We start from the raw sequence: 26,127 nt of genomic DNA, 5'->3' as shown, positions 1-26,127 counted from the left end.
GACGTCGCGGCGCTTTCCACGAGCAGGCGGCCGCGTACTGGCAGAGGATGAGCACGTGGGACGTAAATTCGGCAAGCGAGGCAAGTCCGGCGGCACCGAGCCCCGGGACCCGGCGTCGCTGTTCGGCGCGCCCCAGCCACCCCGGCAGTCGGCCCGCCCCGCGTCCAGCACGCCCCTCGCCGACCAGCTGAGCCAGGGTTACCCGGGGGTGGACGCGGGGTACGTCGTGCTGCCGAGGTCGCTGGCGGAGGGCATGTCCCTGCCGTGGCAGCACCAGATGGCGGCCCTGCTGGCCCAGTTCCACGCGGAACACGCCCGGCTGGCGTGGCCGATCTACCGGGTGGTGCCGTCGCGGTACGAGAAGCTGGCTGACCTCGACGAGGAGCAGCTCGCGGAGGCGGGCTACCTGGTGGAGATGGACGCGGACGGCGAGATGGTCTACCGCGAGCGGAGCGGCCGGAAGGTCGAGGACCCGCTGAACACGACGGTGCTGGTGTCAGCGCTGGATCCGATCCCGAAGCCTGCTTCACGTCCGGCTCCGCCGCCTCCGGGTGCGCGCCCGGCCCCCGGGCAAGCACCGGCCCCGATGAACATCGGTCCGGCCCCGGTGTGGCGGACGGTGCCCCAGCCGCCGCCGGCGCCTTCGGTGCCGGGGACGCCTGGGCAGCAGGTGCCTTGGGGACGTCCGGAGGAGGGTGGCTCGGCGGAGCAGCCTGGTGAGCCTCGGCATGCGGCTGGTTTCGCGCCGGGTTCGCCTGGTGGGGAGGGTTGGGGGGCTGAGCAGCGTCCTGGGCCGCCGGTTCGGCCTGAGGCTGCGGCGCCGCCTGCGCGGGTGGAGGCCCCTCCTGCAGCGGTCGCTCCTCCGGCGGCAGCGGCTCGGCCTGCGGCGGCGGAGGAGAAGTCGGGGCGGCCTGACTTCGCTGGGCCGTCCGCGATGTCTGGTGGCGTCTCGCAGCCGGGGGCGCCGCAGCAGCACGCACGGCCGGAGATTCCTGTTGTGCCGCCGGCGCCCGCGCCGCAGCCCGCAGCCGTCGAGCCTCAGCCGCCTGTGCCGCAGCCGGAGCAGGCTGTGCCTCAGCCTGCGGCTGAGCGGGTCCCGCCGCAGCCACCTGTGCCGCCGCAGCCTGAAGTTGAACAGGTTGCGCCGCAGCCCCCCGTGCCGCAGCCGGCGGTGGAGCGGGGTGCGGCAGCGGTCGCGCCTCAGCCTGCAGCGGAGCAGGTCGTGCCCCCGCCGCCTGTGCAGCGGCCAGAAGTCGAACAGGTTGCGCCTCAGCCACCGGCCGCCGCGCCTGAACCGCCTGCTGTGCCCGAGCCGTCTGCGCCCTCGGCGCAGCAGCCGGAGCCAGTGGTCGCCAGCCAGCCACCGGCTGCGGTGGAGCGTCCGCCCACGGACGTGACACCTCCCCCCGAGGGGGCGGCTTCATCGCAGCTTCCGGCCGAGTCGAAGTCGGAACCGCCCGCGGTCGAGCAGGCGTCCGCTGCGCCGAGCAGCGAATCCGCCGCCGAGCCGCTCTCGAATGGTGGGCGGCCGACTTCTCCGCAGGCTCAGCAGCCGTGGACGACCGTCGACTTGCCGGTTTCCGGCCCCGCGCAGGAACCCGCCAGTTCAGCCACCGAGACCCCGAACCATGCCGCGCCGGTTCCGGAAGTTCCCCCGGCGCATGTCGAAGGCCAGGCCGCAGCACAGGTTCAGCCTCCCGACACGGCTGCCGCACCGGAGTCGGCTTCTGCCAGCGACCCGCTGCCTGGAACCTCCACGGCGCCGGCTACCGCAGGCAGCTCGGCTTCGACGCAGGGGCCCAGCCCCGCACACGCCCAAGAGCCGGTCGACCCGACCCCGGCAACCTCGCAGGAGCCGCTCTCCGAGCCCACTCCGGCGCTGGCACCGGGCACGCCGCAGGGAACGCTCCCTGACGCCACTCCGGCGCCCGCCCCGGTCACCCCGCAAGCGCCGCCCCCTGGATCGGCTTCGGCGCCTGCCCCGCAAGCGCCCGCCGGATCAGCTCCGGCGCCCGCCCCGCAGGTGCCGCCCCCCGGACCAGCCCCCGCACCCACGCAAGCGACCCCGCAAGCGCCGCTTCCCGCAGCGGCCCCGGCCACCCCGCCGGCGCCGCCCCCCGGACCAGCCCCGGCACCCACACAAGCCACCCCGCCGGCGCCAAGCACACCCCAAACCCCCCGCCCCAAGCCGGTGTTTCCCGGCCCGGAGTCCACCCCCCAACCGTTCCCCGCCCGGCACGCCGCCCCCGCTCGCCCGGTCTTCCCCGGTCCCGGCACCCTGCCGCCCGTTCCGAACACCGATGCCCGCCCGGTCTTTCCCGGCAAGAACACCCCGCTCCCGCAGCCCACCACCCGCACCGAACCCGAAACCCCGCCTCGCGGCACCCCCCGCGGCTGGTTCGACGAACTCCCCGAACAGCAAGAAGAAGCCCAGGACTTCGGCCCCACCGGCCAGCCGACCGAGATCCCCTACAAGTACAAGCGCTGACAGCGGGCGCACCACCTGCCAGGCTGGGGTCATGTCGAAAGATCCGAATCCCGACCAGGGGTGGTACTACAACACCCGCACCCACCAGGTCGAGCACCTCGAACGCAGCCGCAGCGTCGACCTGCTCGGGCCCTACCCCGACGAGGCCACCGCCCGGCGGGCGCTCGACATCGCCAAGGAACGGACCCGGCAGGCCGACGCCGCCGACGACGACTAGACCACCAGCTGCGGTCCCAGGACGAACTCCGGATCCACCTGCGCGGCCAGGTCCGCGCCGGCCCAGGCGTGGGCGTTGCGCAGGTGGAACTCCACCGCCTGGCGCTGGTAGCGCGCCCAGTCGCGGTGTTCCGCGTCCACCGCCGCGTGCATCGAACGCAGCGTCGAGAGGTTGCGGGGCTCCAGCTCGCTGATCGGGCGGGCTGTGCCGCGCTCGGCCGCGCGGACGTGGCGGGACGCCGACAACCAGCCCAGCAGCGCGCCGCCGACCTGGTCCTGCAGGAACTCGACGTCCTCCGCGTCCGTCACCTTGTTGCCCACCACCACGAGCCGGACGCCGAAGTCGCGGGCGTAGTCCGCGTACTGGCGGTACACGCCCACGCTGCGCACCGTCGGCTCGCACACCAGGAACGTCACGTCGAACCGCGTGAACAGGCCCGAAGCGAACGCGTCCGCGCCCGCCGTCATGTCCATCACGACGTACTCGCCGTCCACGTCGACCAGGTGGTTCAGCAGCAGCTCCGCGGCTCCCACCTTCGAGTGGTAGCACTTGACGCCCAGGTCGTCCTCGTCGAACTGGCCGGTGACGCCGAGCCGCACGCCGCCCAATTGGCGGAAGCACGCCGAGAACACCGGGTTGTCCTCGAACGGCCGGACCAGGCGGGAGCCCCGCCCTGGCGGGGTCGTCTTGATCATCGACGCCGCGTCGGGGATGCGCGGGTTGTCGCCGCGCAGGTACTCCTTGATCAGGGCCATGTTGTCGCCGAGCGTCGGCCAGGCCAGTGCTTCTTCTTCGGTCGCGCCGAGCGCCACCGCCAGGTGCTGGTTGATGTCGGCGTCGATCGCCAGCACCGGCAGGCCGGCGTCGGCGAGGTACGCGACGAACAGCGACGAGAGCGTGGTCTTGCCGCTGCCGCCCTTGCCGACGAACGCGATCTTCACTTGTCGGGCACCCTTCTGATAACGAAGACGGTTTTCATTATTGCCCGACAACGTACACCCGACCGGCCCGCGCCCGATCGGGCGATCATCGGCCCCTTCCGGGGTTAGGGTTGGGGGGTGCCTCCCCTGGTGATCAGGACACACTCGGCGGGCGGGGACTTCGGGCCCCTGCGCGCCGAGTTTTCGCTGCCGGAGTCGTTCGGGCCGGACGTGCTGGCCGAAGCGGAGGCGGCGGTCCTCGACCCGCTCGCCGAGCCTCGCGAAGACGCGACCGAGCTGCCGTTCGTCACCATCGACCCGCCCGGGTCCAAGGACCTCGACCAGGCGATGGTCGTGGAGAAGACCGCGCGCGGCTTCCGCGTGCACTACGCGATCGCCGACCTCGCCGCGTTCGTCCCGCCCGGCGGCGCGCTCGACCGCGAATCACGCCTGCGCGGGCAGACGCTCTACCTGCCCGACGGGAACGTCCCGCTGCACCCGCCGGTGCTGTCCGAAGGCGCCGCGAGCCTGCTGCCGGGCGAGGTCCGGCCCGCGGTGCTCTGGACCATCGAGACCGACGAAGCCGGCGAGCCGACGTCCACGCGCGTGCGCCGCGCGCTGGTCCGGTCCACCGAGCAGTTCGACTACGAGACGGTGCAAGCCGCGCTCGACGCCGGGAAGCCGCACCCGTCGGTGGCGGCGCTGCCCGAGCTCGGGCGGCGGCGGCGCGAACTGGCCGTCCGCCGCGGCGCGGTCGAGCTGCAGCTGCCGGAGCAGGAGATCAGCGGCAACCCGGACGGCGGCTGGGTGCTCGCCCGCCGGCCGCGGACGGTCGTCGACGCCTGGAACGCCGAGATCTCGCTGCTCACCGGGATGGCGGCGGCGCGGATCATGATCGACGCGCGGGTCGGCGTCCTGCGCACGCTGCCCGACCCGGAACCCGAGGCCGTCGACTGGCTGCGCCGCTCGGCCGACGCGCTGGGCATCGCCTGGGCACCGGAGACGACCGTGTCGGAGTTCCTGTCCGCGCTGGACCCCGGGCAACCTGCCTCGATGGCGCTCTACGCCGACACGACGCGGCTGCTGCGCGGCGCGGGCTACACGGCGTTCGACGGCGAACTGCCGGCGTTGACGACGCACGCGGGCATCGGCGGCGCGTACGCGCACGTGACGGCGCCGATCCGGCGGCTGGTGGACCGCTTCGCCACGGAGATCTGCCTCGCCGTCTCGGCGGGCCGCGAGGTGCTGGCGTGGGTGCGCGCGGCGCTGGCGGACGTGCCCGAGCGGATGAGCGCGTCGGACACCCTCGCCGCGAAGGTCGAGCGGGCGTGCATCGACCAGGTCGAAGCGTGGGTGCTGGCCGAGCACGTCGGCGGCGAGTTCAGCGCGGTGGTGCTGCGCGCGGACGAGAACAAGGCGGAGATCCTCGTCGAAGACCCGACGGTGATGGCGAAGTGCGCGGGGGAGAAGCTGACCGCGGGGGAGCGGATCGCCGTCCGGCTGACCGCGGTGGACGTCGAGCAGCGGAAGGTGTCGTTCGAACGCGCATGACCTCTCTCGTCGACGACCTCGGGGAGCCGGTGCCGCTGTCCGGCCCGGCTTCGCGCATCGTGTCGCTCGTGCCGTCGCTGACCGAAGCGGTCGAGGTGAGCGCGCCGGGGCGCCTGGCCGGCGTCACGGACTACTGCACGCATCCGTCCACTTTGGACGTCCCGCGGGTGGGTGGGTCCAAGTACCCGAAGCTCGACCGGGTGCTGGACCTCGCGCCGGACCTCGTGCTGGCCAACTCGGAGGAGAACCGCCCGGAGGACGTGGAACGCCTGCGCGCCAACGGGATCCCGGTCTGGGTGATGGCCGCGTCGGCGTCCGTGCCCGCCGCGCTGGCGTCGCTGCGGCGGATCCTCACGCAGGCGTGCGAGCTGGACGAACCGGACTGGCTGGTGTCGGCGGAGGAACTCTGGCGCGAGACCCGGCCGGTGCGCTTCCACGCGGTGGTCCCGGTCTGGCGCAAACCGTGGATAGTCCTGGGCCGCGACACCTTCGGCGGCGACGTCCTGCGCCGCGTCGGCGTGGCGAACGTCTACGCGGGGTCGGACGAGCGCTACCCACGGCCGGACGTGGCGGAGCTGCGGGCGCACTTGAGCGCGGACGCGGACCTGCTGGTGCTGCCGGACGAGCCGTACCTGTTCACCGAGGACGACGGGCCGGACCACTTCCCGGGCGCGCGGTACGTGCTGATCTCGGGGCGGCACCTGACGTGGTACGGACCTTCGCTGGTGGAGGCGCACGCCGCGCTGACGGCGGCGCTGCGGGCGGAATGATTGCGCCCGGCTCCGCGGCCTGACACGGTGAGCCGATGCTGAACGAGGTGGCCGACGGGGTCTGGGTGCGGCAAAGCGGCTGGGTCTGGAGCAACACCACCGTCATCCGCGCCGACCACGGCCTGGTCGTGGTCGACCCCGGCATCGAAGGCGCCGAGCTGGACGCGCTCGCCGACGACCTCGACCGGCTCGGCGAACCGGTGGTCGCCGGGTTCTGCACGCACCCGCACTGGGACCACCTGCTCTGGCACCCCCGCTTCGGCGACGTGCCGCGCTACGCCACCGCCGCCTGCGCGCAGGTCGCCGGCGAAGTTCGCGAGCGGGCCCAGGCGATGGCGGCCGAGACCGCCGAGGACGTTCCGCTCGACCTCGTCGCCCTGCTCACCCCGCTGCCGTCCGGCGGCGGGCCGATACCGGGTGAGGTAGTCGAGCACGACGCGCACGCCGTCGGGCACGCCGCGGTCCTGCTCGCGGACCGCGGCGTCCTGCTGGCCGGGGACATGCTCTCCGACGTCCTCATCCCGCTCCTCGACCCGCGCCGTACCGGGCAGCAGGAGGCCTACGAGGCCGCTCTCGATCGGCTGGACAAGGCCGCCGAGCACGTCGACGTCCTCGTTCCGGGCCACGGCGCCGTGGCCCGGAACGACGAGATCGCGGCCCGGTTCGCCGTCGACCGCGCCTACCTCGAAGCGCTGCGACGCGGCGAAGAGCCGGCCGACGAGCGCTGGGGGAAACGCCGGTAGCTCAGAGCGTCAGTCCGGTCAGGACGGTCACCCGCTCCTCGGTGAAGTCCGCCATCGCCGACGCCGGGCCCTCGCGGCCCACGCCGGAGTCCTTCACCCCGCCGTAGGGCATCTGGTCCGCGCGGAAGCTCGGGACGTCGCCCACCAGCACGCCGCCCACCTTCAGCGCCGCCGACACCTCGAACGCCGTCGGCAGGTCGCGGGTGAACACGCCGGCTTGCAGGCCGAAGCGCGACGCGTTGATCCGGGACACGCCCTCGGCGACCGAAGCCACCCGGACCAGCGAAACCACCGGTCCGAACACCTCCTCGGCCATCACCGACGCGTCCTCGGGGACGTCCGCCAGCACCGTCGGCTCGACCGTGGCTCCCGACCGCCCGCCACCCGTGAGCAGGCGTCCGCCCGCGGCCACGGCGGAGGACACCCACGACTCGACCCGCGAAGCCGCGTCGGTGCTGATCAGCGGGCCGACGTCGACCCCGTCGGCGCGCGGGTCGCCGGTGCGCAGCGCCTTGACCTGCTCGAGCACCTTTTCCTGCAACGCGTCGAAGACGTCGGAGTGCGCGTACACCCGCTGCACCGAAATGCACGACTGTCCGGCCTGGTACATCGCGAAGGTCGCGATCCGCTGCGCCGCGAAGTCGAGGTCCGTCCAATCAGGACAGACCAGCACCGCGCCGTTGCCGCCGAGCTCCAGTGCCACGTGCTTGCGCGGGACGCGGTCGCGGATCGCCCAGCCGACCGGGACCGAGCCGGTGAACGACACCACCGGCAGCCGCGGGTCCTCGACCAGCCGCGACGACGTCTCGTTGTCCACCGGCAGGATCGACCACGACCCCGCCGGAAGGTCCGTCGAAGCCAGGATTTCGCCCAGCAGCAACGCCGTCAGCGGCGTCGCGGGCGCGGGCTTGAGCACGATCGGCGCGCCCACCGCGATCGCCGGGGCCACCTTGTGCGCCACCAGGTTGAGCGGGAAGTTGAACGGCGTGATGCCCAGCACCGGCCCGCGGGACACGCGCCGGACCAGCGCGAGCCGCCCGGTGCCGCCGGGGTCGGTGTCGAGGCGCTGCAGCTCGCCGGAGAACCGGCGGGCTTCCTCGGCCGCCCAGCGGAACGTCGAGACCGCGCGGCCGACCTCGCCGCGCGCCCACTTCAGCGGCTTGCCGGACTCGGCGGTGATCAGCGCCGCGATCTCCTCGGACCGCTCGCCCAGCGCCCGGGACACGTGGTCCAGCGCGCCGGCGCGGACGTGCGCGGGCAGCGTCGCGAACTCGTCGGCGACGTCGTGCGCGGCCTGGACCGCGGCTTCGACGTCCGCCTCGGACGGCACGTAGTGCGACCCGGCGGAGGAACCGTCGTAGGAATGCCGGACGAGCGCGGTCGCGCCGGCGGTCACCGGCTTCCCGGCGACCCAGAACGGGAAAGTCATGCGAGAACCTCCGTGCGGACAGCGTGTTCGAGGACCGAGAGGCCCTCGTCGAGCAGGTCGTCGGCCAGGGACAGCGGCGGCAGCAGCCGGACGACGTTGCCGTAGGTGCCGCAGGTCAGCACCACCACGCCGGCTCGGTGGCAGGCTGCCGCGACGCGCTTGGTGAGGTCGGCGTCCGGTTCCGAAGAACCGGGCTTCACGAACTCCGCGGCCAGCATCGCGCCGCGCCCGCGGACGTCGCCGATCACCCCGGTCTCGGCGGCCAGCGCGCGCAGCCGCGGCAGCACGACGTTTTCGATCCGCTTCGCCGACGAAGCCAGGTCTTCGTTCTTCATCGTCTCGATCGAGCCGAGCGCGGCGGCGCAGGCGATCGGGTTGCCGCCGTACGTGCCGCCGAGCCCGCCCGGCCCGACGGCGTCGAGCAGCTCCGCGCGGCCGGTGACGGCGGACAGCGGCAGGCCGCCCGCGATGCCCTTGGCCGTCGCGATCAGATCGGGCACGACGTCTTCGTCACTCGACGCGAACCAGGAACCCGTGCGGCAGAAGCCGGTCTGGACCTCGTCGGCGACGAACACGACGCCGTTTTCGCGGCACCACGCGGAAATCGCGGGCAGGAAGCCGCGTGCGGGCTCGATGAACCCGCCTTCGCCCTGGATCGGCTCCAAGACCACGGCCGCGACCTGGTCGCCGCCGATCTGCTTCTCGATCCGGTCGATGGCCAGCGCGGCCGCTTCGGGACCGGACAGACCGTCGCGGTAGGGGTAGGAGCCCGGCACGCGGTAGACCTCGGGCGCGAACGGGCCGAAGCCGTGCTTGTAGGGCACGGACTTCGCGGTCATGCCCATCGTCAGGTTGGTGCGGCCGTGGTAGGCGTGGTCGAACACGACGACGGCCTGGCGCCCGGTCGCCGTGCGCGCGATCTTCACGGCGTTCTCGACGGCTTCGGCGCCGGAGTTGAACAGCACGGACTTCTTCGCGTGGTCGCCCGGCGTCAGCTCGGCCAGCGCCTCGCAGACCTCGACGTACCCCTCGTACGGCGTGACCATGAAACAGGTGTGGGTGAACCAGCACGCCTGCTTGCGGACGCGGTCGACGACGGCGGGCGCGGAGTGCCCGACGTTGGTCACCGCGATGCCGGAGCCGAAGTCGATCAGGACGTTGCCGTCGGCGTCGGTGAGCAGCCCGCCGCTGGCGGAGGTGACGTAGACGGGCAGCACCGAGCTGACGCCGGCGGCGACGGCGTTCGCGCGGCGCTCCTGCAGCTCGCGCGAGACGGGGCCGGGGATCTCGGTGCGCAGCCTGCGCTGCCGGGGCGCCGGGGCCTGCGGCTCGGCGGTGGTGCTTGCGGTCACGGCGTGCTCCTGCGGACGCGAACGGGGTGGACGTCCTCAGGATGGGTGCCGCGGCGACCGCCGTCAGCTGGCCGTTCCGTACAAAAAGACGCGTAGACTTGGCCGTTATGGCACTCACGCTGGCCGGACTGGCCGCCGACCGCCCGCTCGGGCTGCGCGTGCTGACCGGCGACGATCTCCTGGACCGCCCGATCGGCTGGGTGCACCCGACCGAGCTGACGGACCCGCAGGCGTTCCTCGAAGGCGGCGAGCTGCTGCTGACCACCGGGCTGGCCCTGGACGAACAGACCTCGCCGGCCTACGTGCGCCGGCTGGTGGCCGCCGGGGTCGCCGGGCTCGGCTTCGGCGTCGGGCTGAGCCACGACGCCGTCCCGCGGTCGCTCGTGGCGACGGCGGCCGCGGTCGGGTTCCCGGTGCTGGAGGTGCCGCGCGAGACGCCGTTCATCGCGATCACGCGCGCGGTCTCGCGGGCGGTGGCGGCCGACGAGTACGCGGCGACGGTCCGCATCGGCCGCGCGCAGCAGGAGCTGACCCGCACGGCGGTCGGCAAGGGCGGCCCGCCGGGGGTGCTGCGCAAGCTGGCGAAGCTCGTCGACGGCTGGGTGCTGCTCTTCGAACGCACGACGGTCGTCGAAGCCGCTCCGGCGAGCGCGCGGGCGTACGGCGCTTCGCTGCGTGAGGAGCTGGAGCGCCTTCGCACCGGCACGCGGGTCGTCGTGCTGGACGGGCAGGAAGTCGTGCTGCAGACCCTCGACACGAGCGCGCGCCGGGTGCTCGCCGTCGGGGCGTCGCTCGACACGGCGGGGCACCACATCGTCAACACGGCGGTGTCGGTGCTTTCCTTGGCGCTGGAACAGGATCGCGCGCAGGCCGCGGCGCGCCAGGCGTTGCGGACCGGGGTGGTGGAGCTGCTCGTCGGCGGCCAGGCCGAGCTGGCGCTGCGGGTGCTGGACGCTTCCGGGGCCGAGACGCCCCCGGCGCCGTGGTCGGTGCTGGCGTTCGTGGGGGCGCCCGCCGCGCGGCGCAAGCTGCTCGGCGCGCTGGAGAACGAGCCGGTGTTCGCGGCGCGCCGGGGTTCGTCGGTGGTCGCGTTCGGCGCGGCCGACGCCGTGACGGACGCGGCGCTGCGGATCGGCGGCCTGCACGGCGGGCTGGCCGGCCCGGTGTCCCCGGCGGACTTCGCGGCCGGCCTGGAGCAGGCGGAACTGGCGGCCGGGGTGGCGGAGGCGGAGGGCAAGCTGCTGGTGTCGGCGGTGGAGCATTCGGGCCGCGGGCTGCTTTCGCTGATCGAACCCGCGGTGGTGCAAGCGTTTGCGCGCGGGGTGCTGACGCCGTTGCGCAACCACGACGAGACGGGCCGCGGCGACCTCGTGGACTCGCTGCGCTGCTGGCTGGAACACCACGGCCACTGGGACACCGCGGCCGCCCGCCTCAGCGTCCACCGCCACACGCTGCGGAACCGGATCAAGAAGGCCGAGGAGCTCCTCGGCCGCGACCTCGACTCCCCGGGCGTCCGCGCGGAACTCTGGCTGGCGCTGCAGGCCTAGCCCCTAGCGCCCCAAGGCCGCCTTGGGGCGCTAGGTGCCGCTGACCAGCACGATCGGCGAGTCGCCGCAGCGGCGCAGGGTCTCGCCGGGCTCCGCGCCCGCCGACCACCAGGCCGGGACGTCGACCTCCCGCACCAGCGATCCGGTCGGCTGCCGGACGCTGTTGGAGACGATCACCCGTCCCTGCGCGTTGAGCAGCGCAGCTCCGCGCCCCAGCGCACGCAGTCGCGGTCGCACCGCCCGCTCGAACTCGCGCACGTACACGTCCGCGCCGACCACGCCCGCGAAGGAACCGCCGAGCACCACCGGGATCGTGAACGTCAGCGTGTACTCGTCGGTGCACAGGTAATCGACGTACGGGCCGTTGATGTGCCGCCGCCCGGTGTCGCGCGGGACCGTGAACCACGACTGGCGGGTGTAGTCCAGGAAGTTCTCGCTGCCGGGGTCCAGGCTGATGAACAGCTGGGCCGGGGGAGCACCGGCCGTCCACCACTCGAAGCCGAACTCGGAGTCGGTGAGGACGCGGGGTGCGCTGACGAAACCCGCGCCGATGATCAGCCCGCCCAGTGCCTCGGTGACCTGCGGGCGGATCCGGTGCAGGGCCGCCGCGGACGGGGACTCCGCCAGCACCGATTCGGCCGCCGCCAGCAGGGGCTTGAGGCGTTCGAAGACCCCCTCCGCCAACGCCGAGACCTGCTCGACGACCTCGTCGCCGGCCTGCGTGCGGGTGTCGTTCACGGTGCTCACCTCGGGTGTGCGGAGTAATGCGGAGTTTAGGGGGCGAGCAGGCCGAGGTGCACGTCCGCGAGGCGGTCGAGGGCGCCCAGGAGGTGCTCCTCGGTGAGCTTGCGGGCCAGCTCGCCGTCGGCGGCGTCGATCGCGGTGGTGATCGCCGCGTGCTCTTCGCAGGAGTGTGCCCCCGGCTCGAACGGCAGCCACAGCAGGCCGCCCAGTTCGCTCTGCAGGTGGACTTCTTCGTGCGTGAGCCGCGGCGACTGCGCGGCCGCCGCGACCTCCAGGTGGAACTGCCGCTCCGCCCGCGTGAAGTCGATGCCGTGCGCCGTGCGGAGGTCGTCGGTCGCCAGCCGCAGCCGGGCGATGTCCTCGGGGGAGCTGCGTTCGGCGGCCAGCTTCGCGGCGGCGCCGGCGATCGCGAGGTAGTGGTCGCCGACGTCACGGAGGTCGGACAGCGACACCTCGCGCAGCCGCGCGCGCCAGGCGTCCGACGGCGGGTCGGCCGGCGCGCGGACGAAGCTGCCACCGCTGCGGCCCCGGCGCGTCTCGACCAGGCCCTGCTGCCGCAACGCCACGAGTGCTTCCCGGACCGTCACGGTCGAGACGCCGAACTGGGCGGCCAGGTCGGCCTCGCTCGGCAGCTGCTCCTCGTCGGCGAGGAAGCCGAGCGTGATGGCGTCGACCAGCCGCGCCGCCACCGCTTCCGCCCGGCCGACCTGGCCGAGCGGCGCGAACATGGCGGACCGCGCGCTGTGCGACATGCCCTTGCGCATCGTGACCCTTCGCCGCCGGAGTACCCGTTCGCACCAATCTTGCCTGATCCTCTTGTCCTATTACATATGGACTTATATGTTTTAGCTCCCGTCAGCATCGAGGAGCAACCGTGCAGGAGCTGAAGCACTACGTCGGCGGCGCGTACATCGAGTCGAAGTCGGGCCGGACGGCGGAGATCGTCGACCCGGTCACCGGGCGGCCCTACTGCACCGCGCCGATCGCCGGGCCCGAAGACGTCGACCACGCGCTGCGGGTGGCCGCGACCGCGTTCGAGACCTGGCGGGAGACGACGCCGGCCCAACGCCAGCTCGCGCTGCTCAAGATCGCCGACGCGCTCGAAGCCCGCGCGGACGAGGTCGTCCGCGTCGAGTCCGCGAACACCGGCAAGCCGATCGCGCTGACCACGGCCGAAGAAATCCCCATGGTCCTCGACCAGGTCCGTTTCTTCGCCGGGGCCGCGCGCGTGCTCGAAGGCCGCTCGGCCGGTGAGTACATGGAGGGCCACACGTCCTTCGTCCGCCGCGAACCCGTCGGCGTGTGCGCCCAGGTCACGCCGTGGAACTACCCGCTGCTGATGGCCATCTGGAAGATCGCGCCCGCGCTCGCCGCGGGTAACACCATCGTGCTGAAGCCGTCCGACACCACGCCGGCGTCGACGCTGCTGCTCGCCGAAATCGCCGGTGAGTTCCTGCCGCCGGGTGTCTTCAACGTCGTCTGCGGCGACCGCGACACCGGCCGCGCGCTGGTCGAGCACGACATCCCGGCGATGGTGTCGATCACCGGCTCGGTCCGCGCCGGCATCGAGGTGGCCAAGTCCGCCGCGAACGACGTCAAGCGCGTGCACCTGGAGCTCGGCGGCAAGGCGCCGGTCATCGTGTTCGCCGACGCCGACCTCGAAGCCGCCGCCGAAGCCATCGCCGTCGCGGGGTACTTCAACGCCGGTCAGGACTGCACCGCCGCCACCCGCGTCCTGGTCGCGGACGAGGTGCACGACACCTTCGTCGCCGCCCTTTCGCGCCAGGCCGAAGCGGCGAAGACCGGCAAGCCGGACGACGAAGACGTCGCTTTCGGCCCGCTCAACAACGCGGCGCAGCTGGAGAAGGTGGCCGGGTTCGTCGACCGGCTCCCGGACCACGCGACCGTCCACTGTGGCGGGCACCGCGTCGGCGACGAGGGCTACTTCTACGAAGCCACCGTGGTTTCCGGCGTCCGCCAGGACGACGAGATCAGCCAGAACGAGATCTTCGGCCCGGTGATCACCGTCCAGCGGTTCGCCGACGAGGCCGAAGCGCTGACCGCCGCCAACGCCGTCCAGTACGGCCTCGCGTCGTCCGTCTGGACCCGCGACCACCAGCGCGCCATGCGCGTGTCGGCGAAGCTCGACTTCGGCTGCGTCTGGATCAACACGCACATCCCCCTGGTCGCCGAGATGCCGCACGGCGGGTTCAAGAAGTCCGGCTACGGCAAGGACCTCTCGCTCTACGGCCTCGAGGACTACACCCGCGTCAAGCACGTGATGAGCGCACTGTGAGGCTCGCGATGCCCAACCAAGCACCGTCCGAGACGCGGGAAGAGCCCGCGGCGCCCGAAAACACGGGCCCGGCGATCCGGCTCACCGGGCTGCGCAAGCACTTCGGCGACGTCCACGCGGTCGACGGCGTCGACCTCGACATCCCGCCCGGCGAGTTCTTCTCCATGCTCGGCCCGTCCGGCTCCGGCAAGACGACGGTGCTGCGCATGATCGCCGGCTTCGAGCTGCCCACCGCGGGCACCATCGAGCTGGAAGGCCGGGACGTCACCCGCCTGGCGCCGTTCGAACGCGACGTCAACACGGTGTTCCAGGACTACGCGCTGTTCCCGCACATGACCGTGCAGCAGAACGTCGAGTACGGCCTGAAGGTCAAGCGCGTCCCGAAGCGGCAACGCCGGGAGCGCGCGCTCGAAGCGCTGGAAACCGTGCGGCTGGCGGACTACGGGTCGCGCAAGCCCGCGCAGCTGTCCGGCGGGCAGCGCCAGCGCGTCGCGCTCGCCCGCGCGCTGGTCAACCGGCCCAAGGTGCTGCTGCTCGACGAACCGCTCGGCGCGCTGGACCTCAAGCTGCGCCAGGCGATGCAGCTCGAGCTCAAGCAGATCCAGCGCGACGTCGGCATCACGTTCGTCTTCGTCACCCACGACCAGGACGAAGCCCTCACGATGAGCGACCGCATCGCGGTCTTCAACGACGGCAAGATCGAGCAGGTCGGGCCGCCGGAAGAGGTCTACGAGCGCCCCGCCAGCGCGTTCGTCGCCGGCTTCGTCGGGACGTCGAACCTGCTCGGCGGGCGCGGCGCCGAGACCGTCATCGGCCGGCCGGGGCTGTTCAGCATCCGGCCGGAGAAGATCCGCATCGACGGCGACCTGTCCGAGCCCGCCGCGGTGGGGGACACCAGCGCGACCGGCACGGTCACCGACGTCGTGTACGCCGGCGCGACCGTGCGGTACGCGGTCGCGCTCGACGCGGGCGGCCAGCTTTCGGTCGTCCGGCAGAACACCGACGGCGCCTTCGCCGACGGCCGCGTCCGGCTCAGCTGGCGGAACGAACACAGCTTCCAGGTCCAGTAGTACCTCGAAAGGGATGCCATGAAGAACAGGAAGACGCGGCTCGCCGGCCTCCTCGGCGCCAGCCTGCTGTTGGCTGCATGTGGCACGTCGGGCTCGAACTCGGCCGCGCCGCCCGGCGCGCAGGGGTTCACCCCGCCGAAGCTGGAAGCGCTGAAGGCGCTCGGGCAGCCGGAAGGCCAGCTGAACGTGCTCGCCTGGCCGGGTTACGCGGAGAACGGCGCCAACGACCCGAAGGTCAACTGGGTCACGCCGTTCGAGCAGCAGACCGGGTGCAAGGTCAACGTCAAGCCGTTCGGCACGTCCGACGAAGCCGTGACGCTGATGAAGACCGGGCAGTACGACGTCGTGTCCGCCTCGGGTGACGCGTCGCTGCGGCTGGTCGCGTCCGGGGACGCCGAGCCGGTGAACACCGCGCTGGTGCCGAACTACGCCGACGTCCAGCCGTTCCTCAAGGACAAGTCGTGGAACAGCGTCGGCGGCGTCTCCTACGGCATCCCGCACGGCTGGGGCGCGAACCTGCTGACCTGGCGCACCGACAAGGTGACGCCGGCCCCGACGTCGTGGTCGGTGATGTTCGACGCGAACTCGCCCTACAAGGGCAAGGTGATCGCGTACGACTCGCCGATCTACATCGCCGACGCCGCGCTGTACCTGATGGCGCACCAGCCGGACCTGGGCATCAAGAACCCGTACGCGCTGGACGACAAGCAGTTCACCGCCGCGGTGAACCTGCTCAAGCAGCAGCGGCCGCTGGTGAGCGAGTACTGGTCGGACTACCTCAAGGAATCGCAGGCGCTGAAGAACGCCGACGCCGTCGTCGGCACCGCCTGGCAGGTCACGGTCAACCTGACCAAGGGCGAAGGCGCGCCGCTCGAGGCGTCCGTGCCGAGCGAGGGCGCGACCGGGTGGTCGGACACCTGGATGGTCGCGGCGAAGTCGCAGCACAAGACGTGCGCGTACAAGTGGCTCGACTACATCGTCAGCCCGAAGGTGAACGCCCAGGTCGCCGAGTACTTCGGCGAAGCGCCGGCGAACCCCAAGGCGTGCGCGGAGATGACCGACAAGACGCTCTGCGACACCTACCACGCCAACGACGCCGGGTACGCGTCGAAGATCGCGTACTGGACCACGCCGATCCAGCAGTGCCTCGACGGCCGCACGGACGTCAAGTGCAAGGACTACGGCGAGTGGACGAAGGCCTGGACCGAGATCAAGGGCTGACGGCCTCCGCAAGCTCCGGCCGGTCGTGAGTGTTTAGTCGGGTTCTAACCCGACTAAACACTCACGACGACCCGCACCGACGGGAAGGTGACATGACCGCGCTCTCGGCTTTCTTCTACCGGAAACCCCGGCTGCGCCTCGGTTTTCTGCTCTCGGCGCCGCTGCTCTGGCTCGGCCTGGCCTACTTGGGTGCGCTCGCGGCGTTGTTCGTCACGGCGTTCTGGCACACGGACGCGTTCACCGGCCAGGTCGTCGTGGAGTGGTCGCTGGACAACTTCAAGACGTTGTTCAGCGACGCGGTGTACCGCACGATCACCTTCCGCACGGTCGGGATCGCCGCTCTGGTCACGGTGATCGACGCGGTCATCGCGTTCCCGATGGCGTACGCGATGGCCAAGCTGGCTTCGCCGCGGGCGCAGCGGATCCTGGTGATCGCGGTGATGACGCCGTTGTGGGCGAGCTACCTGGTGAAGGCGTACGCGTGGCGCTCGATGCTGTCCGGCAACGGCGCGCTGAGCTGGCTTTCGCCAGGGTACGGCGTCACCGCCACGATCATCACGCTGTCCTACCTGTGGCTGCCGTACATGATCCTGCCGATCTACGCGGGCCTCGACCGGCTGCCGGATTCCCTGGTGGACGCGTCGGGCGACCTCGGCGCTCGCTCGCTGAGGACGTTCCGTTCGGTGATCCTGCCGCTGACGTTCCCGGCGATCGTGGCCGGCTCGATCTTCACGTTCTCGCTGTCGCTGGGCGACTACATCGCGGTGAAGATCGTCGGCGGCACGTCGCAGATGCTCGGAAACGTCGTCTACGACAACATCGGCGCGGCCAACAACCTCCCGTTCGCGGCGACGGTGGCGACCGTGCCGGTCGTGATCATGCTCGTGTACCTGGCCGCGGTGCGCCGCACCGGCGCGCTGGACAACCTCTAGGAGCCTCGGTGCGGACGTCTCGGGCACTGCTGTGGACGGCGCTGGGCCTCGGCTTGGCGGTGATCTACTTCCCGCTGGTGGTGGTGCTGCTCAACTCCTTCAACGCGGACACGACGTTCGGCTTCCCGCCGACCCGGTTCACGCTGGAGTGGTGGAGCCGGGCCACCTCGAACGAGGGCGCGCTGCACGCGCTCTGGACGAGCGTGGAGGCGGGCCTCGCGGCCACGGCGATCGCGCTGCTGCTGGGCACGATGGCGGCGTTCGCGTTGCAGCGCTACCGGTTCTTCGGCCGCAACCCGGTGTCGCTGCTGATCATCCTGCCGATCGCGCTGCCCGGGATCGTCACGGGTATCGCGCTCAACAACGCGTTCCGGACGATCCTGGGCATCGACCTCGGCCTGCTGACGGCGATCATCGCGCACGCGACGTTCTGCATCGTGGTGGTGTTCAACAACGTCGTCGCCCGGTTGCGGCGGATGGGCGGCAACCTCGAGGAAGCGTCGATGGACCTCGGCGCGACGGGGTTCAGGACGTTCCGCCTGGTGACGTTCCCGATGCTGCGCTCGGCGCTGCTGGCCGGCGGGCTGCTGGCGTTCGCGCTGTCGTTCGACGAGATCATCGTGACGACGTTCACCCTGGGCACGGGCATGGAGACGCTGCCGATCTGGATCTACAACAACCTGTTCCGCCCCAACCAGGCCCCGATCGTCAACGTCGTCGCGGCGGTGCTGATCGTGGCCTCGACGGTCCCGGTGTACCTGGCCCAGCGCCTGTCGGGCGACACGGCTTCGGGCGGCCGGCTCTAGCGGAACGAGTCCGTCGCCGCGCTCACCAGGTATCCGACCGCGGCCGCGATCTCCTCCGGGCGGCCGAGGGGCCCGACGACGACGTTCGCCTGGTACGTCGCGCTCCAAGCGTCCGGGGGTCGCGTCGGTCGACAAATCGCTGAGGGGCACGGCCGCCGCGCCGATCTCCGCCTCGACCTTTTCAGTGCGGGCCGCGGAGATCCTGCGGGCGGGCATCGAGCGGCACGTCGAGAAGCACCTCACCGACCTGCTCCCCGGCCGCGAAAAGACGGGCCCGGCGCTGGTCCTGTCCGTGATCGCCGGCTTCCGGCTGATGCGCACGCTCATCGGCGGCACCGAGCTCGCGCGCGCCGACGAAGCCGTCGTCGAGCGCAAGCTGGCGCGGGTGTTCGCCGTCCTACTGGCGGAACGAGTCCGTCGCCGCGCGCAGGGCCGCCAGCATGCCCGGGTCGGTCACCGCGTGCCCGGCGCCCTCGACGAGCTTCAGCTCCGACCCCGGCCATGCCTGGTGCAGCTCGTACGCCGTGATCGGCGGGCACACCGCGTCGTAGCGGCCCTGGACGATGATGCCCGGGATGCCGGCGAGCTTGCCGGCGTCGCGGACCAGCTGGCCGTCGGCGAGCCAGGCGCCGTGGCGGAAGTAGTGGACGGCGAGGCGGGCGAAGGTCAGTGCGAACGCCGGGTCGGCGTACTGGCGGACGAAGGATTCCTGCGGTACCACCGAAACCGTCGCGCCCTCCCACGTGCTCCACGCGATCGCGGCCCGGTGGCGGACCTCCGGCGACGGGTCTTCGAGCAGCGTCGCGTACGCCGCGAGGGGATCGTCCCGGAGGGAAGCCGGGATCGGGGCGAGGAAGGCCTCCCACTCGCGCGGGAACAGGTTGGCCGCGCCGCCGCGGTAGATCCAGTCGAGCTCGCTCGGCCGCACGGTGAACACGCCGCGCAGGATGATCTCGCTGACGCGCGAAGGGTGGGTTTCGGCGTAGGCGAGGGCGAGCGTCGCGCCCCACGAGCCGCCGAAGAGCTGCCAGCGGTCGATGCCGAGCCGCTCGCGCAGGAGTTCCATGTCGGCGACCAGGTGCCACAGGGTGTTGGCGGTCAGGTCGTCCGCGCCCGGCGTCGACTGCCCGGAACCGCGCTGGTCGAACAGGATGATCCGGTACGCCGAGGGGTCGAAGTGCCGGCGCGCCATCGGCGCGATCCCGCTGCCGGGCCCGCCGTGCAGCACCACCACCGGCTTGCCGTCCGGGTCGCCCGCCTCCTGGCACCGGATCCGGTGGCCGTCGCCGACGTCCAGGAACCCTTCGGCGCGCGGCGGGATCGGCGGGTAGAGCTCATGCATGCCCGTCACTGTGCCGCACGGGTCCTGGCCGTCGTCCCGACACCCCGCCGCCAGGGATCGGGACGACGGCCAAGAAAGGTGGGAGCCCGCCCCCGCCGCCGGGCTGAGCGGGCTCCCGGTCAGGGGGCGTCAGCCGCTTCGGGGAACCGCGGGGTGGTCGTCGGAGTGGTCACGACGGCAGGTGATCCGCACACGCATTTCCCGTCCTCCTCGTCGAGGTTCGTTCCGTTGCGTCGTGGCGGCGACGGGCTAAACGCTAGGCCACGAGTCGAACGCTAGTCAAGAACATGACTGATGTTCATGGATGTGAACGCCCGCTGTGAGGACGCTGAGTGCACCCGTCCCCCTTGCCCCGCGTTAACGAATGGGCCGGTACTTTCCGGTGTCGGTAGCACGGAAAAAGGGGACGGAAAGGCACGGAATGTCCGCGGTGACCTATTTCGAGGCGATTGTCGTCGGCGCCTTGCAAGGGGTGTCGGAATTGTTTCCGGTGTCCAGTCTCGGCCACAGCATCCTGCTGCCCGCCTGGCTCGGCGGGCACTGGCAGCAGGACCTGAGCATCGGGAAGGACTCGCCGTACCTCGCGGTGCTCGTCGCGATGCACGTCGCCACCGCGCTCGCGCTCGTGCTGTTCTTTCGCAAGGACTGGGTCCGGATCATCGGCGGCCTGTGGACGTCGATCCGTCACCGCGAGGTCCGCACGCCCGACCAGCGGCTCGCGTGGCTGCTCGTGCTCGCCACCATCCCGGTCGGGCTGGCCGGCCTGCTGTTCGAAGGGCTGCTGCGCGACTTCCTCGGCAAACCGGTGCCCGCGGCCATCTTCCTCACGCTCAACGGCGGTGTCCTCTACGCCGCCGAGAAGTTCTCGCGCGCGAAACCTGCCGAAGAAGCGGACACCGTGGACTTCTCGAGCGAGGAGACGCTCGTCATGCGCGCGGTCACCGTCGAGGAGCGGACCGACGTCCGGCTGGCGAAGCTGCGCGTGGGCGAGGCGGTGCTGATCGGCGCGGCGCAGATCTTCGCGCTGCTGCCCGGCATCAGCCGCTCGGGCATCACGATGGTCGCCGGCCTGCGCCGCGGCCTGGGGCACGAAGACGCGGCGCGCTTCGCGTTCCTGCTCGCCACGCCGGTGATCCTGGCCGCGGGCGTGCTCAAGATGCCGACGCTGTTCGCGCCGGAGAACCACGCGTCACTCGGCCCGGCGCTCGTCGGCAGCGTCATCGCCGGGATCGCTTCGTACATTTCTGTCCGGTTCCTCACCGGATACTTCGAAACGCGCACTCTGACGCCGTTCGCCATTTACTGCGTGGTCGCCGGAATCGGCAGCCTGATCTTCTTCGCGGTCTGAGGTGCCGCTGACGTTCGACGCCCCGGCGGTCCTGTGCGTGCTCGTCCTCGGCACGCTCTACGTCCGCGCGGCCCGCGGCCGCAGCTTGCCGCCGGGCCGCACGACGGCGTTCCTCGCCGGCCTGGCGACGATCCTGGTCGTCACGTGCTCGCCGCTGGCGGTCTACGACACGACGTACTTCTGGGTCCGCGCGGTCCAGACGGTCACGCTGCTGATGGTCACCCCGCTGCTGCTGGCGCTGGGCGCCCCGATCCGGCTCCTGCTCGACACCGTCCCGGCGCCGTGGCTGCGCCGGCACGGCCGCGGCAAGGTGGCGCGGGCGCTGACGTTCCCGCCGGTCGTCACGCTGACGCTGGTCGTGCCGGTGCTCGTGCTGTACCTGACCCCGCTCTACGACCTGACGCTGCGGTCGCCGGTCGCCGACGGCCTGGTCCGGCTGGCGCTGGTGCTCGCCGGCTTCACGTACTTCTGGACGCGCCTGGGCCTCGACCCGACCCCGCGGCGCGACCCGCACCTGGTGTCGGTCTGGATCGCGTTCACCGAGGTCGTCTTCGACGGCGCGCTCGGCTTGGTCCTGTGGCTCGGCCCGCTGCTGGCGCCCGCGCACTACGCGGCCGCGCACCCCGGCCACGGCCCGGACCCCCGCACCGACCAGGTCATCGGCGCGGGGGTGCTGTGGATCGGCGGTGACGTCGCCGGCCTGCCGTTCGTCGTCGCGTTGTTCGTCCGGTGGGCCCGCGACGACGAACGGCGCGCGAAGCAGATCGACGTCCAGCTGGACGCAGCGCCCGCGACCGGGTTGTGGTGGGAACACGACCCGGCGCTGGCCGAGCGGTTCCGGAACCGGGGTTAGTCGTGGAAAGCGTGTTCCGGCGCCGGGAACTCGCCACGGCGGACGTCTTCCGCGAACGCCGTCGCGGCGTCCTGCAGCACCGTCGCCACGTCGGCGTAGCGCTTGACGAACCGCGGTGCCTTGCCGCGGCGCAGGCCGGCCATGTCCTGCCAGACGAGCACCTGGGCGTCGCAGTCCGGGCCGGCGCCGATGCCGACCGTCGGGATCTTCAGCTCCGCCGTGACGCGCTTCGCGGCTTCGGCGGGCACCATCTCCATCACCACCGCGAACGCCCCGGCCTCCTGCAGGGCCAGCGCGTCGGCGAGCAGCGCGTCCGCTGCTTCGCCGCGCCCCTGCACCCGGTAGCCACCGAGGTTGTGTTCACTCTGCGGGGTGAACCCGATGTGGCCCATCACCGGCACGCCCGCCGACGTCAGCGCCTCGACGTGCGCGGCGAACCGCCGCCCGCCTTCGAGCTTCACGGCGTGCGCGCGGCCCTCCTTCATGAACCGCACCGACGTCTCCAGCGCCTGCTGCGGCGACAGCTGGTAGGACCCGAACGGCAGGTCGGCGACCACGAGGGCGCGTTTGACCGACCGGGTGACGGCCCGCACCAGCGGCAGCAGCTCGTCGACCGTCACCGGCAGCGAGGTGTCGTAGCCGAACACGTTGTTGGCCGCGGAGTCGCCGACGAGCAGCACGGGGATCCCGGCCTCGTCGAACAGCGCGGCGGTGTACATGTCGTACGCGGTGAGCATGGGCCACGGCTCGCCGCGTTCCTTCAGCTCACGCAGGTGGTGCACGCGGACTTTCCGGCCCGAAGCCGGCTTCGTGCCGGGTCCGGTGCCGTAGGGGGCCGCCTCTTCGGCGGGCCCGTTCGCGGGGGCAGACATCGTCGTCGACCGTCCTTCCCTCGAGGCCTCGGTGAGGTCCCCGGGTCGTGGAGCAGGGGCGTCTCAGAGCGTGGCACGCTCACCGGCGGCCCCCCAACCTCGTGGGACCAGCTTCACACCCTCGGGGACTACCCACCGTCAGTCTTCAGGTTGATGTCGGGGGACAACCAACCTGTGTTCACTGACGTCAAGAAGACGGCATGAGCACCGATCGGCCGCGAAAGGCGACGAAAGCAACGATGGGAACCCTCGCGAGCACGCGCCCGCGCCTCCCCCGCTGGAAGGCGAAGGCGGGCGGCATCGTCGCGACCGTGGTCCAGCTGGCCGCGGTGTTTTCGGTGATCCTCCTCTTCACGAACGGCCCGCACGGGCGCCTGCTCAACGGCATCGACATGGCGTTCTCCGGTCTGAGCGTGCCGACCAGCGCGAGCCTGGTCATGGTGCTGCTGCTCGTGGTGCTCGGCGGGGCCCTGCGCCGTCGCAAGGCGGCGGCGCTGTACACGCTGGTGCTGTTCCAGGTCGGCGGCCTGGTGCTCACCCTGGCCCTGCAGGCGACGCTGCTGTGGTCACCCGAACTGCTGACGCTCGGCCCGAAGCAGGTCCGGCACATCCCGGCGCAGCTGTGGGTGCTGACCGTCGCCGACGTCGTCTCGATCGCGCTGATCGTGTTCCTGCTCGCGCTGCGCCCGGCGTTCCCGGCCCGGCTCGCGCCGAGCGCCTGGCGCGACGGCCTGACCATGCTGTTCGGCGGGTTCGCCGTGGTCATCCTGGTCGGCTGGGGGCTCGCGGAAGCGTTTCCCGGGCACCTCGGCGACACGTGGGAGCGCTTCGCCTGGGTCGTGAACCACGCCACCGGCGAAAACCTCCAGCTGCGCCGGATCGGCGTCGGCGAGGGGCCCGTCTGGCTGGACGCCTTCCTCGACCTCAGCGCGACCGCGGTCGCCACCGCGGCGCTGTACCTGCTCTTCCGCGGCGTCCGCAGCCGCCGCTTGCGCACCGACGACGAGGAATTGCGCCTGCGCGAACTCCTGGCCCAGCACGGCGAGGACGACTCCCTCGGCTACTTCGCGACCCGGCGCGACAAGAGCGTCGTCTTCGCGCCGAACGGCCGCGCGGCGGTCACCTACCGCGTGCTCGGCGGCACCAGCGTCGCCAGCGCCGACCCCATCGGCGACCCCGAGGCGTGGCCGGACGCGGTCCGCGCGTGGCTCGACGAGACGCGCACGTACGGCTGGACCCCCGGCGTGCTCGGCGCGAGCGAAAGCGGCGCGAAGGCGTACACCGACGCCGGTCTGCGGGCGCTGGAAATCGGCGACGAAGCCGTCCTCGACGTCCGGGAGTTCAGCCTCGCCGGGCCGGAGCGGCGCTCGGTCCGCCAGGCCGTCAAGCGCATCGAGCGGGCCGGCTACACCTCGCGGGTCCGCCGCCACGGCGAAATCCCCGACGCGGAGATGGCCGACCTGCTGGCCAGGGCCCAGGCCTGGCGCGGCGCCGAGACCGAACGCGGGTTCTCGATGGCGCTGGGCCGGCTCGGCGACGCCAGCGACGGCCGCAGCGTGATGGTCGAGGCCTACGACGCCCGCGGCGACCTGCGCGGCCTGCTCTCGTTCGTCCCGTGGGGCCGTCGCGGCCTCTCGCTGGACCTCATGCGCCGCGACCGCGACGCCGAGAACGGCCTCAACGAGTACATGATCGCCGAGGTCGTCGCGGCCGCGCAGCACCTCGGCGCGCAGCGGATCTCGCTCAACTTCGCGATGTTCCGCGCGGTGTTCTCCGAGGGCGAGCGCATCGGCGCCGGCCCGGTGCTGCGGGCCTGGCGCGGGATCCTGAGCGTCTTCTCGCGCTTCTTCCAGCTCGAGTCGCTGTACCGGTCCAACGCCAAGTACGGCCCGGACTGGGTGCCGCGGTTCCTCTGCTACTCCTCGGCCCGGCGGCTGCCGCGCGTCGGCATCGTCGCGGGCGCCCTCGAAGGGTTCGTCCCGACCGGCCGGGCGCGCTCGCTGCGCCTGGAGACGGTCGGCGACGACTTCGTCGCCCGCGCGAAGGAGATCGAGGAGTCGGCGGCGACGCCGGCCACGAAGCAGCTGCGGCGGCCCGAGCAGGTCCGCGTCCGGATCGCCAAGCTCGGCAAGCTGCGCGAGGCCGGGATCGACCCCTACCCGGTCGGGTTCCGCCGCGACGACCAGATCGGCGAGGTCGTGAAGAAGTTCGGCGGCCTGGCTCCGGACACGGCCACCGGGCACCGGGTCCGGATCGCCGGGCGCGTGCTGAACCTGCGCATCCTCGGCGGGCTGTGCTTCGCCCGCGTCAAGGACTTCAGTGGCGAGATCCAGCTGATGCTGGAAGCGGGGGAGCTCGACCTCGCCCGCTGGCGGACCGGCGTCGACCTCGGCGACCACGTCGGCGTCAGCGGCCAGGTCGTGACGTCGAAGCGGGGCGAGCTCTCGGTGCTCGTCGACGAGTGGACGGTCACCGCGAAGTGCCTGCACCCGTTGCCGGACAAGCGGAAGGGCCTCACCGACCCGGAGACGAGGGTCCGGCAGCGCTACCTCGACCTCGCGGTCAACCCGGACTCGACGAACATGCTCCGGCTGCGCTCCACCGTGGTCCGCGCGGTGCGCGACCGCCTGCACCACGCCGACTACCTCGAAGTCGAGACGCCGATGCTGCAGACGGTGCACGGCGGCGCCAACGCGCGCCCGTTCGTCACCCACATCAACGCCTACGACATGCGGATGTACCTGCGGATCGCGCCCGAGCTGTACCTCAAGCGGCTGTGCGTGGCCGGCGTCGAGCGCGTCTTCGAGCTCAACCGCAACTTCCGCAACGAGGGCGTCGACGCGACGCACAACCCCGAGTTCACGATGCTCGAGGCGTACCAGGCGTACGCGGACTACGACACGATGCGGACGCTGACCCGCGAGCTGGTCCAGCACGCGGCCGAAGCGGCGTACGGCGCCCAGGTCGTGCGCCGTCCGGACGACGCCGGGAAGCTCGTCGAGCACGACATCTCCGGCGACTGGCCGGTGATCCCCGTCCACGAAGCCGTCTCGCGGGTCTTCGGCGAACAGGTCGACTCCGGGACGTCCGTGGCCGAACTGCGCCGCCTGTGCCTGGCCGCCGGCGTGCCGGTGGGGGAGGACCCGAGCCACGGCGACCTCGTGCTCAAGGCGTTCGAGCACCTCGTCGAAGGCGCGACCGTGCTGCCGACCTTCTACACCGACTACCCGACCGACGTCTCGCCGCTGACCCGCCAGCATCGCGAGGACCCGCGGCTGGCCGAACGCTGGGACCTCATCGCGTTCGGCTCCGAGGTCGGCACCGCCTACACCGAGCTGACCGACCCGATCGAGCAGCGGCGGCGGCTGGAGGCGCAGTCCCTGCGCGCGGCCAGCGGCGACGTCGAGGCGATGGAGCTGGACGAGGACTTCCTGCTGGCCTTGGAGCACGGCATGCCGCCGACCGGTGGCCTCGGCCTGGGCGTCGACCGGCTGCTGATGATGCTCACCGGGGCGTCGATCCGCCAGACGGTCCTCTTCCCCTTCGTCCGTCCGCAGTCGTAACGAGCCGTCGTCCCGGTCAGTGTCACACCGCCATGACGCGGGCCTTCGCTTAGTGTGTGCCTC

At 71.9% G+C, this 26,127-nt stretch carries 20 protein-coding genes; 13 read left to right on the top strand and 7 right to left on the bottom strand.

Annotation, left to right across the window (positions count from 1 at the left end):
- Nucleotides 1-2,519: 2,519 nt before the first annotated feature.
- On the top strand, nucleotides 2,520-2,705 hold the full coding sequence (locus SD460_RS00170) for a hypothetical protein (protein ID WP_290060722.1): 186 nt from the start codon (nucleotides 2,520-2,522) through the stop codon (nucleotides 2,703-2,705).
- On the opposite strand, the gene SD460_RS00165 is transcribed toward SD460_RS00170, so the two are convergent.
- Nucleotides 2,702-3,646 carry an ATP-binding protein gene (locus SD460_RS00165; protein WP_290060725.1) on the bottom strand — a complete coding sequence of 315 codons (945 nt, stop codon included), beginning with the start codon at nucleotides 3,644-3,646 and terminating at the stop codon, nucleotides 2,702-2,704. The two genes, SD460_RS00170 and SD460_RS00165, sit on opposite strands and share 4 nt — an antisense overlap.
- 129 nt (nucleotides 3,647-3,775) lie before the next feature.
- Between SD460_RS00165 and SD460_RS00160 the strand changes: the two genes are divergently transcribed.
- Genes SD460_RS00160 through SD460_RS00150 form a run of 3 tightly spaced genes read left to right on the top strand, consistent with a single transcriptional unit; the run spans nucleotide 3,776 to nucleotide 6,689 of the window.
- On the top strand, nucleotides 3,776-5,176 hold the full coding sequence (locus SD460_RS00160) for an RNB domain-containing ribonuclease (protein WP_318305729.1): 1,401 nt from the start codon (nucleotides 3,776-3,778) through the stop codon (nucleotides 5,174-5,176).
- Entirely contained in the window at nucleotides 5,173-5,946 is a 774-nt protein-coding gene (locus SD460_RS00155) for a helical backbone metal receptor (RefSeq protein WP_290060729.1), read from the top strand. The genes SD460_RS00160 and SD460_RS00155 overlap by 4 nt, the downstream gene beginning before the upstream one ends.
- A gap of 35 nt (nucleotides 5,947-5,981) precedes the next feature.
- A complete protein-coding gene (locus tag SD460_RS00150) occupies nucleotides 5,982-6,689 on the top strand; it encodes an MBL fold metallo-hydrolase (protein ID WP_318305727.1) in 708 nt (235 codons plus the stop codon).
- A 1-nt stretch (nucleotide 6,690) separates the two neighbouring features.
- Here SD460_RS00150 and SD460_RS00145 read toward each other — a convergent pair whose 3' ends face one another.
- The gene (locus SD460_RS00145; protein WP_290060732.1) at nucleotides 6,691-8,118 is read right to left on the bottom strand and encodes an aldehyde dehydrogenase family protein; all 1,428 of its coding nucleotides are present in this window, start codon (nucleotides 8,116-8,118) and stop codon (nucleotides 6,691-6,693) included.
- Nucleotides 8,115-9,470, bottom strand: coding sequence for a 4-aminobutyrate--2-oxoglutarate transaminase (gabT, locus tag SD460_RS00140; protein WP_290060734.1), 1,356 nt, complete (start codon nucleotides 9,468-9,470; stop codon nucleotides 8,115-8,117). Before gabT ends, SD460_RS00145 begins: the two co-directional genes overlap by 4 nt.
- Before the next feature lie 107 nt (nucleotides 9,471-9,577).
- On the opposite strand from gabT, the gene SD460_RS00135 reads away from it, so the two are divergent.
- Nucleotides 9,578-11,017: a PucR family transcriptional regulator gene (locus tag SD460_RS00135; protein ID WP_290060736.1), complete on the top strand. Its 1,440-nt coding sequence runs from the start codon at nucleotides 9,578-9,580 to the stop codon at nucleotides 11,015-11,017.
- Between the two features lie 30 nt (nucleotides 11,018-11,047).
- On the opposite strand, the gene SD460_RS00130 is transcribed toward SD460_RS00135, so the two are convergent.
- Nucleotides 11,048-11,755: a cache domain-containing protein gene (locus SD460_RS00130; protein WP_290060739.1), complete on the bottom strand. Its 708-nt coding sequence runs from the start codon at nucleotides 11,753-11,755 to the stop codon at nucleotides 11,048-11,050.
- A 35-nt stretch (nucleotides 11,756-11,790) separates the two neighbouring features.
- Complete coding sequence (locus tag SD460_RS00125; RefSeq protein ID WP_290060742.1) at nucleotides 11,791-12,525, bottom strand: FadR/GntR family transcriptional regulator; 735 nt, start codon at nucleotides 12,523-12,525, stop codon at nucleotides 11,791-11,793.
- A 110-nt stretch (nucleotides 12,526-12,635) separates the two neighbouring features.
- On the opposite strand from SD460_RS00125, the gene SD460_RS00120 reads away from it, so the two are divergent.
- The 5 genes from SD460_RS00120 to SD460_RS00100 all read left to right on the top strand — a co-directional run bounded on the left by SD460_RS00120 (nucleotide 12,636) and on the right by SD460_RS00100 (nucleotide 18,086).
- Entirely contained in the window at nucleotides 12,636-14,057 is a 1,422-nt protein-coding gene (locus SD460_RS00120; RefSeq protein ID WP_290060744.1) for a gamma-aminobutyraldehyde dehydrogenase, read from the top strand.
- Between the two features lie 8 nt (nucleotides 14,058-14,065).
- Nucleotides 14,066-15,127: an ABC transporter ATP-binding protein gene (locus SD460_RS00115; protein ID WP_290060745.1), complete on the top strand. Its 1,062-nt coding sequence runs from the start codon at nucleotides 14,066-14,068 to the stop codon at nucleotides 15,125-15,127.
- A gap of 18 nt (nucleotides 15,128-15,145) precedes the next feature.
- Nucleotides 15,146-16,348, top strand: coding sequence for an ABC transporter substrate-binding protein (locus SD460_RS00110; RefSeq protein WP_290060746.1), 1,203 nt, complete (start codon nucleotides 15,146-15,148; stop codon nucleotides 16,346-16,348).
- Between the two features lie 92 nt (nucleotides 16,349-16,440).
- Nucleotides 16,441-17,280, top strand: coding sequence for an ABC transporter permease (locus tag SD460_RS00105; RefSeq protein WP_290057845.1), 840 nt, complete (start codon nucleotides 16,441-16,443; stop codon nucleotides 17,278-17,280).
- A gap of 8 nt (nucleotides 17,281-17,288) precedes the next feature.
- Nucleotides 17,289-18,086 carry an ABC transporter permease gene (locus SD460_RS00100; RefSeq protein ID WP_290057846.1) on the top strand — a complete coding sequence of 266 codons (798 nt, stop codon included), beginning with the start codon at nucleotides 17,289-17,291 and terminating at the stop codon, nucleotides 18,084-18,086.
- Between the two features lie 397 nt (nucleotides 18,087-18,483).
- Here SD460_RS00100 and pip read toward each other — a convergent pair whose 3' ends face one another.
- Nucleotides 18,484-19,428: a prolyl aminopeptidase gene (pip, locus tag SD460_RS00095; RefSeq protein WP_290057847.1), complete on the bottom strand. Its 945-nt coding sequence runs from the start codon at nucleotides 19,426-19,428 to the stop codon at nucleotides 18,484-18,486.
- A gap of 421 nt (nucleotides 19,429-19,849) precedes the next feature.
- Between pip and SD460_RS00090 the strand changes: the two genes are divergently transcribed.
- Nucleotides 19,850-20,776, top strand: coding sequence for an undecaprenyl-diphosphate phosphatase (locus SD460_RS00090; protein WP_290057848.1), 927 nt, complete (start codon nucleotides 19,850-19,852; stop codon nucleotides 20,774-20,776).
- A gap of 1 nt (nucleotide 20,777) precedes the next feature.
- Nucleotides 20,778-21,629, top strand: coding sequence for a cytochrome c oxidase assembly protein (locus tag SD460_RS00085; RefSeq protein WP_290057849.1), 852 nt, complete (start codon nucleotides 20,778-20,780; stop codon nucleotides 21,627-21,629).
- Here SD460_RS00085 and panB read toward each other — a convergent pair.
- Entirely contained in the window at nucleotides 21,626-22,501 is an 876-nt protein-coding gene (panB, locus tag SD460_RS00080; protein WP_290057850.1) for a 3-methyl-2-oxobutanoate hydroxymethyltransferase, read from the bottom strand. The genes SD460_RS00085 and panB overlap by 4 nt on opposite strands.
- A gap of 239 nt (nucleotides 22,502-22,740) precedes the next feature.
- On the opposite strand from panB, the gene lysX reads away from it, so the two are divergent.
- The gene (gene lysX, locus SD460_RS00075) at nucleotides 22,741-26,064 is read left to right on the top strand and encodes a bifunctional lysylphosphatidylglycerol synthetase/lysine--tRNA ligase LysX (protein WP_290057865.1); all 3,324 of its coding nucleotides are present in this window, start codon (nucleotides 22,741-22,743) and stop codon (nucleotides 26,062-26,064) included.
- Nucleotides 26,065-26,127: the final 63 nt, after the last annotated feature.

The sequence above is a fragment of the Amycolatopsis solani genome (genome assembly GCF_033441515.1).
In the GTDB taxonomy this organism is placed as follows: domain Bacteria; phylum Actinomycetota; class Actinomycetes; order Mycobacteriales; family Pseudonocardiaceae; genus Amycolatopsis; species Amycolatopsis solani.
This window is presented reverse-complemented; position numbering and strand designations above follow the sequence as displayed.

What these genes read in the sequence shown, in the direction of transcription:
- SD460_RS00090 (WP_290057848.1), top strand. Translation starts at nt 19,850, where the DNA reads ATGTCCGCGGTGACCTATTTCGAGGCGATTGTCGTCGGCGCCTTGCAA.
- SD460_RS00110 (WP_290060746.1), top strand. Translation starts at nt 15,146, where the DNA reads ATGAAGAACAGGAAGACGCGGCTCGCCGGCCTCCTCGGCGCCAGCCTG.
- pip (WP_290057847.1), bottom strand. Translation starts at nt 19,428, where the DNA reads ATGCATGAGCTCTACCCGCCGATCCCGCCGCGCGCCGAAGGGTTCCTG.
- SD460_RS00105 (WP_290057845.1), top strand. Translation starts at nt 16,441, where the DNA reads ATGACCGCGCTCTCGGCTTTCTTCTACCGGAAACCCCGGCTGCGCCTC.
- SD460_RS00155 (WP_290060729.1), top strand. Translation starts at nt 5,173, where the DNA reads ATGACCTCTCTCGTCGACGACCTCGGGGAGCCGGTGCCGCTGTCCGGC.
- SD460_RS00125 (WP_290060742.1), bottom strand. Translation starts at nt 12,525, where the DNA reads ATGCGCAAGGGCATGTCGCACAGCGCGCGGTCCGCCATGTTCGCGCCG.
- panB (WP_290057850.1), bottom strand. Translation starts at nt 22,501, where the DNA reads ATGTCTGCCCCCGCGAACGGGCCCGCCGAAGAGGCGGCCCCCTACGGC.
- SD460_RS00145 (WP_290060732.1), bottom strand. Translation starts at nt 8,118, where the DNA reads ATGACTTTCCCGTTCTGGGTCGCCGGGAAGCCGGTGACCGCCGGCGCG.
- SD460_RS00170 (WP_290060722.1), top strand. Translation starts at nt 2,520, where the DNA reads ATGTCGAAAGATCCGAATCCCGACCAGGGGTGGTACTACAACACCCGC.
- SD460_RS00135 (WP_290060736.1), top strand. Translation starts at nt 9,578, where the DNA reads ATGGCACTCACGCTGGCCGGACTGGCCGCCGACCGCCCGCTCGGGCTG.
- lysX (WP_290057865.1), top strand. Translation starts at nt 22,741, where the DNA reads ATGGGAACCCTCGCGAGCACGCGCCCGCGCCTCCCCCGCTGGAAGGCG.
- SD460_RS00115 (WP_290060745.1), top strand. Translation starts at nt 14,066, where the DNA reads ATGCCCAACCAAGCACCGTCCGAGACGCGGGAAGAGCCCGCGGCGCCC.
- SD460_RS00150 (WP_318305727.1), top strand. Translation starts at nt 5,982, where the DNA reads ATGCTGAACGAGGTGGCCGACGGGGTCTGGGTGCGGCAAAGCGGCTGG.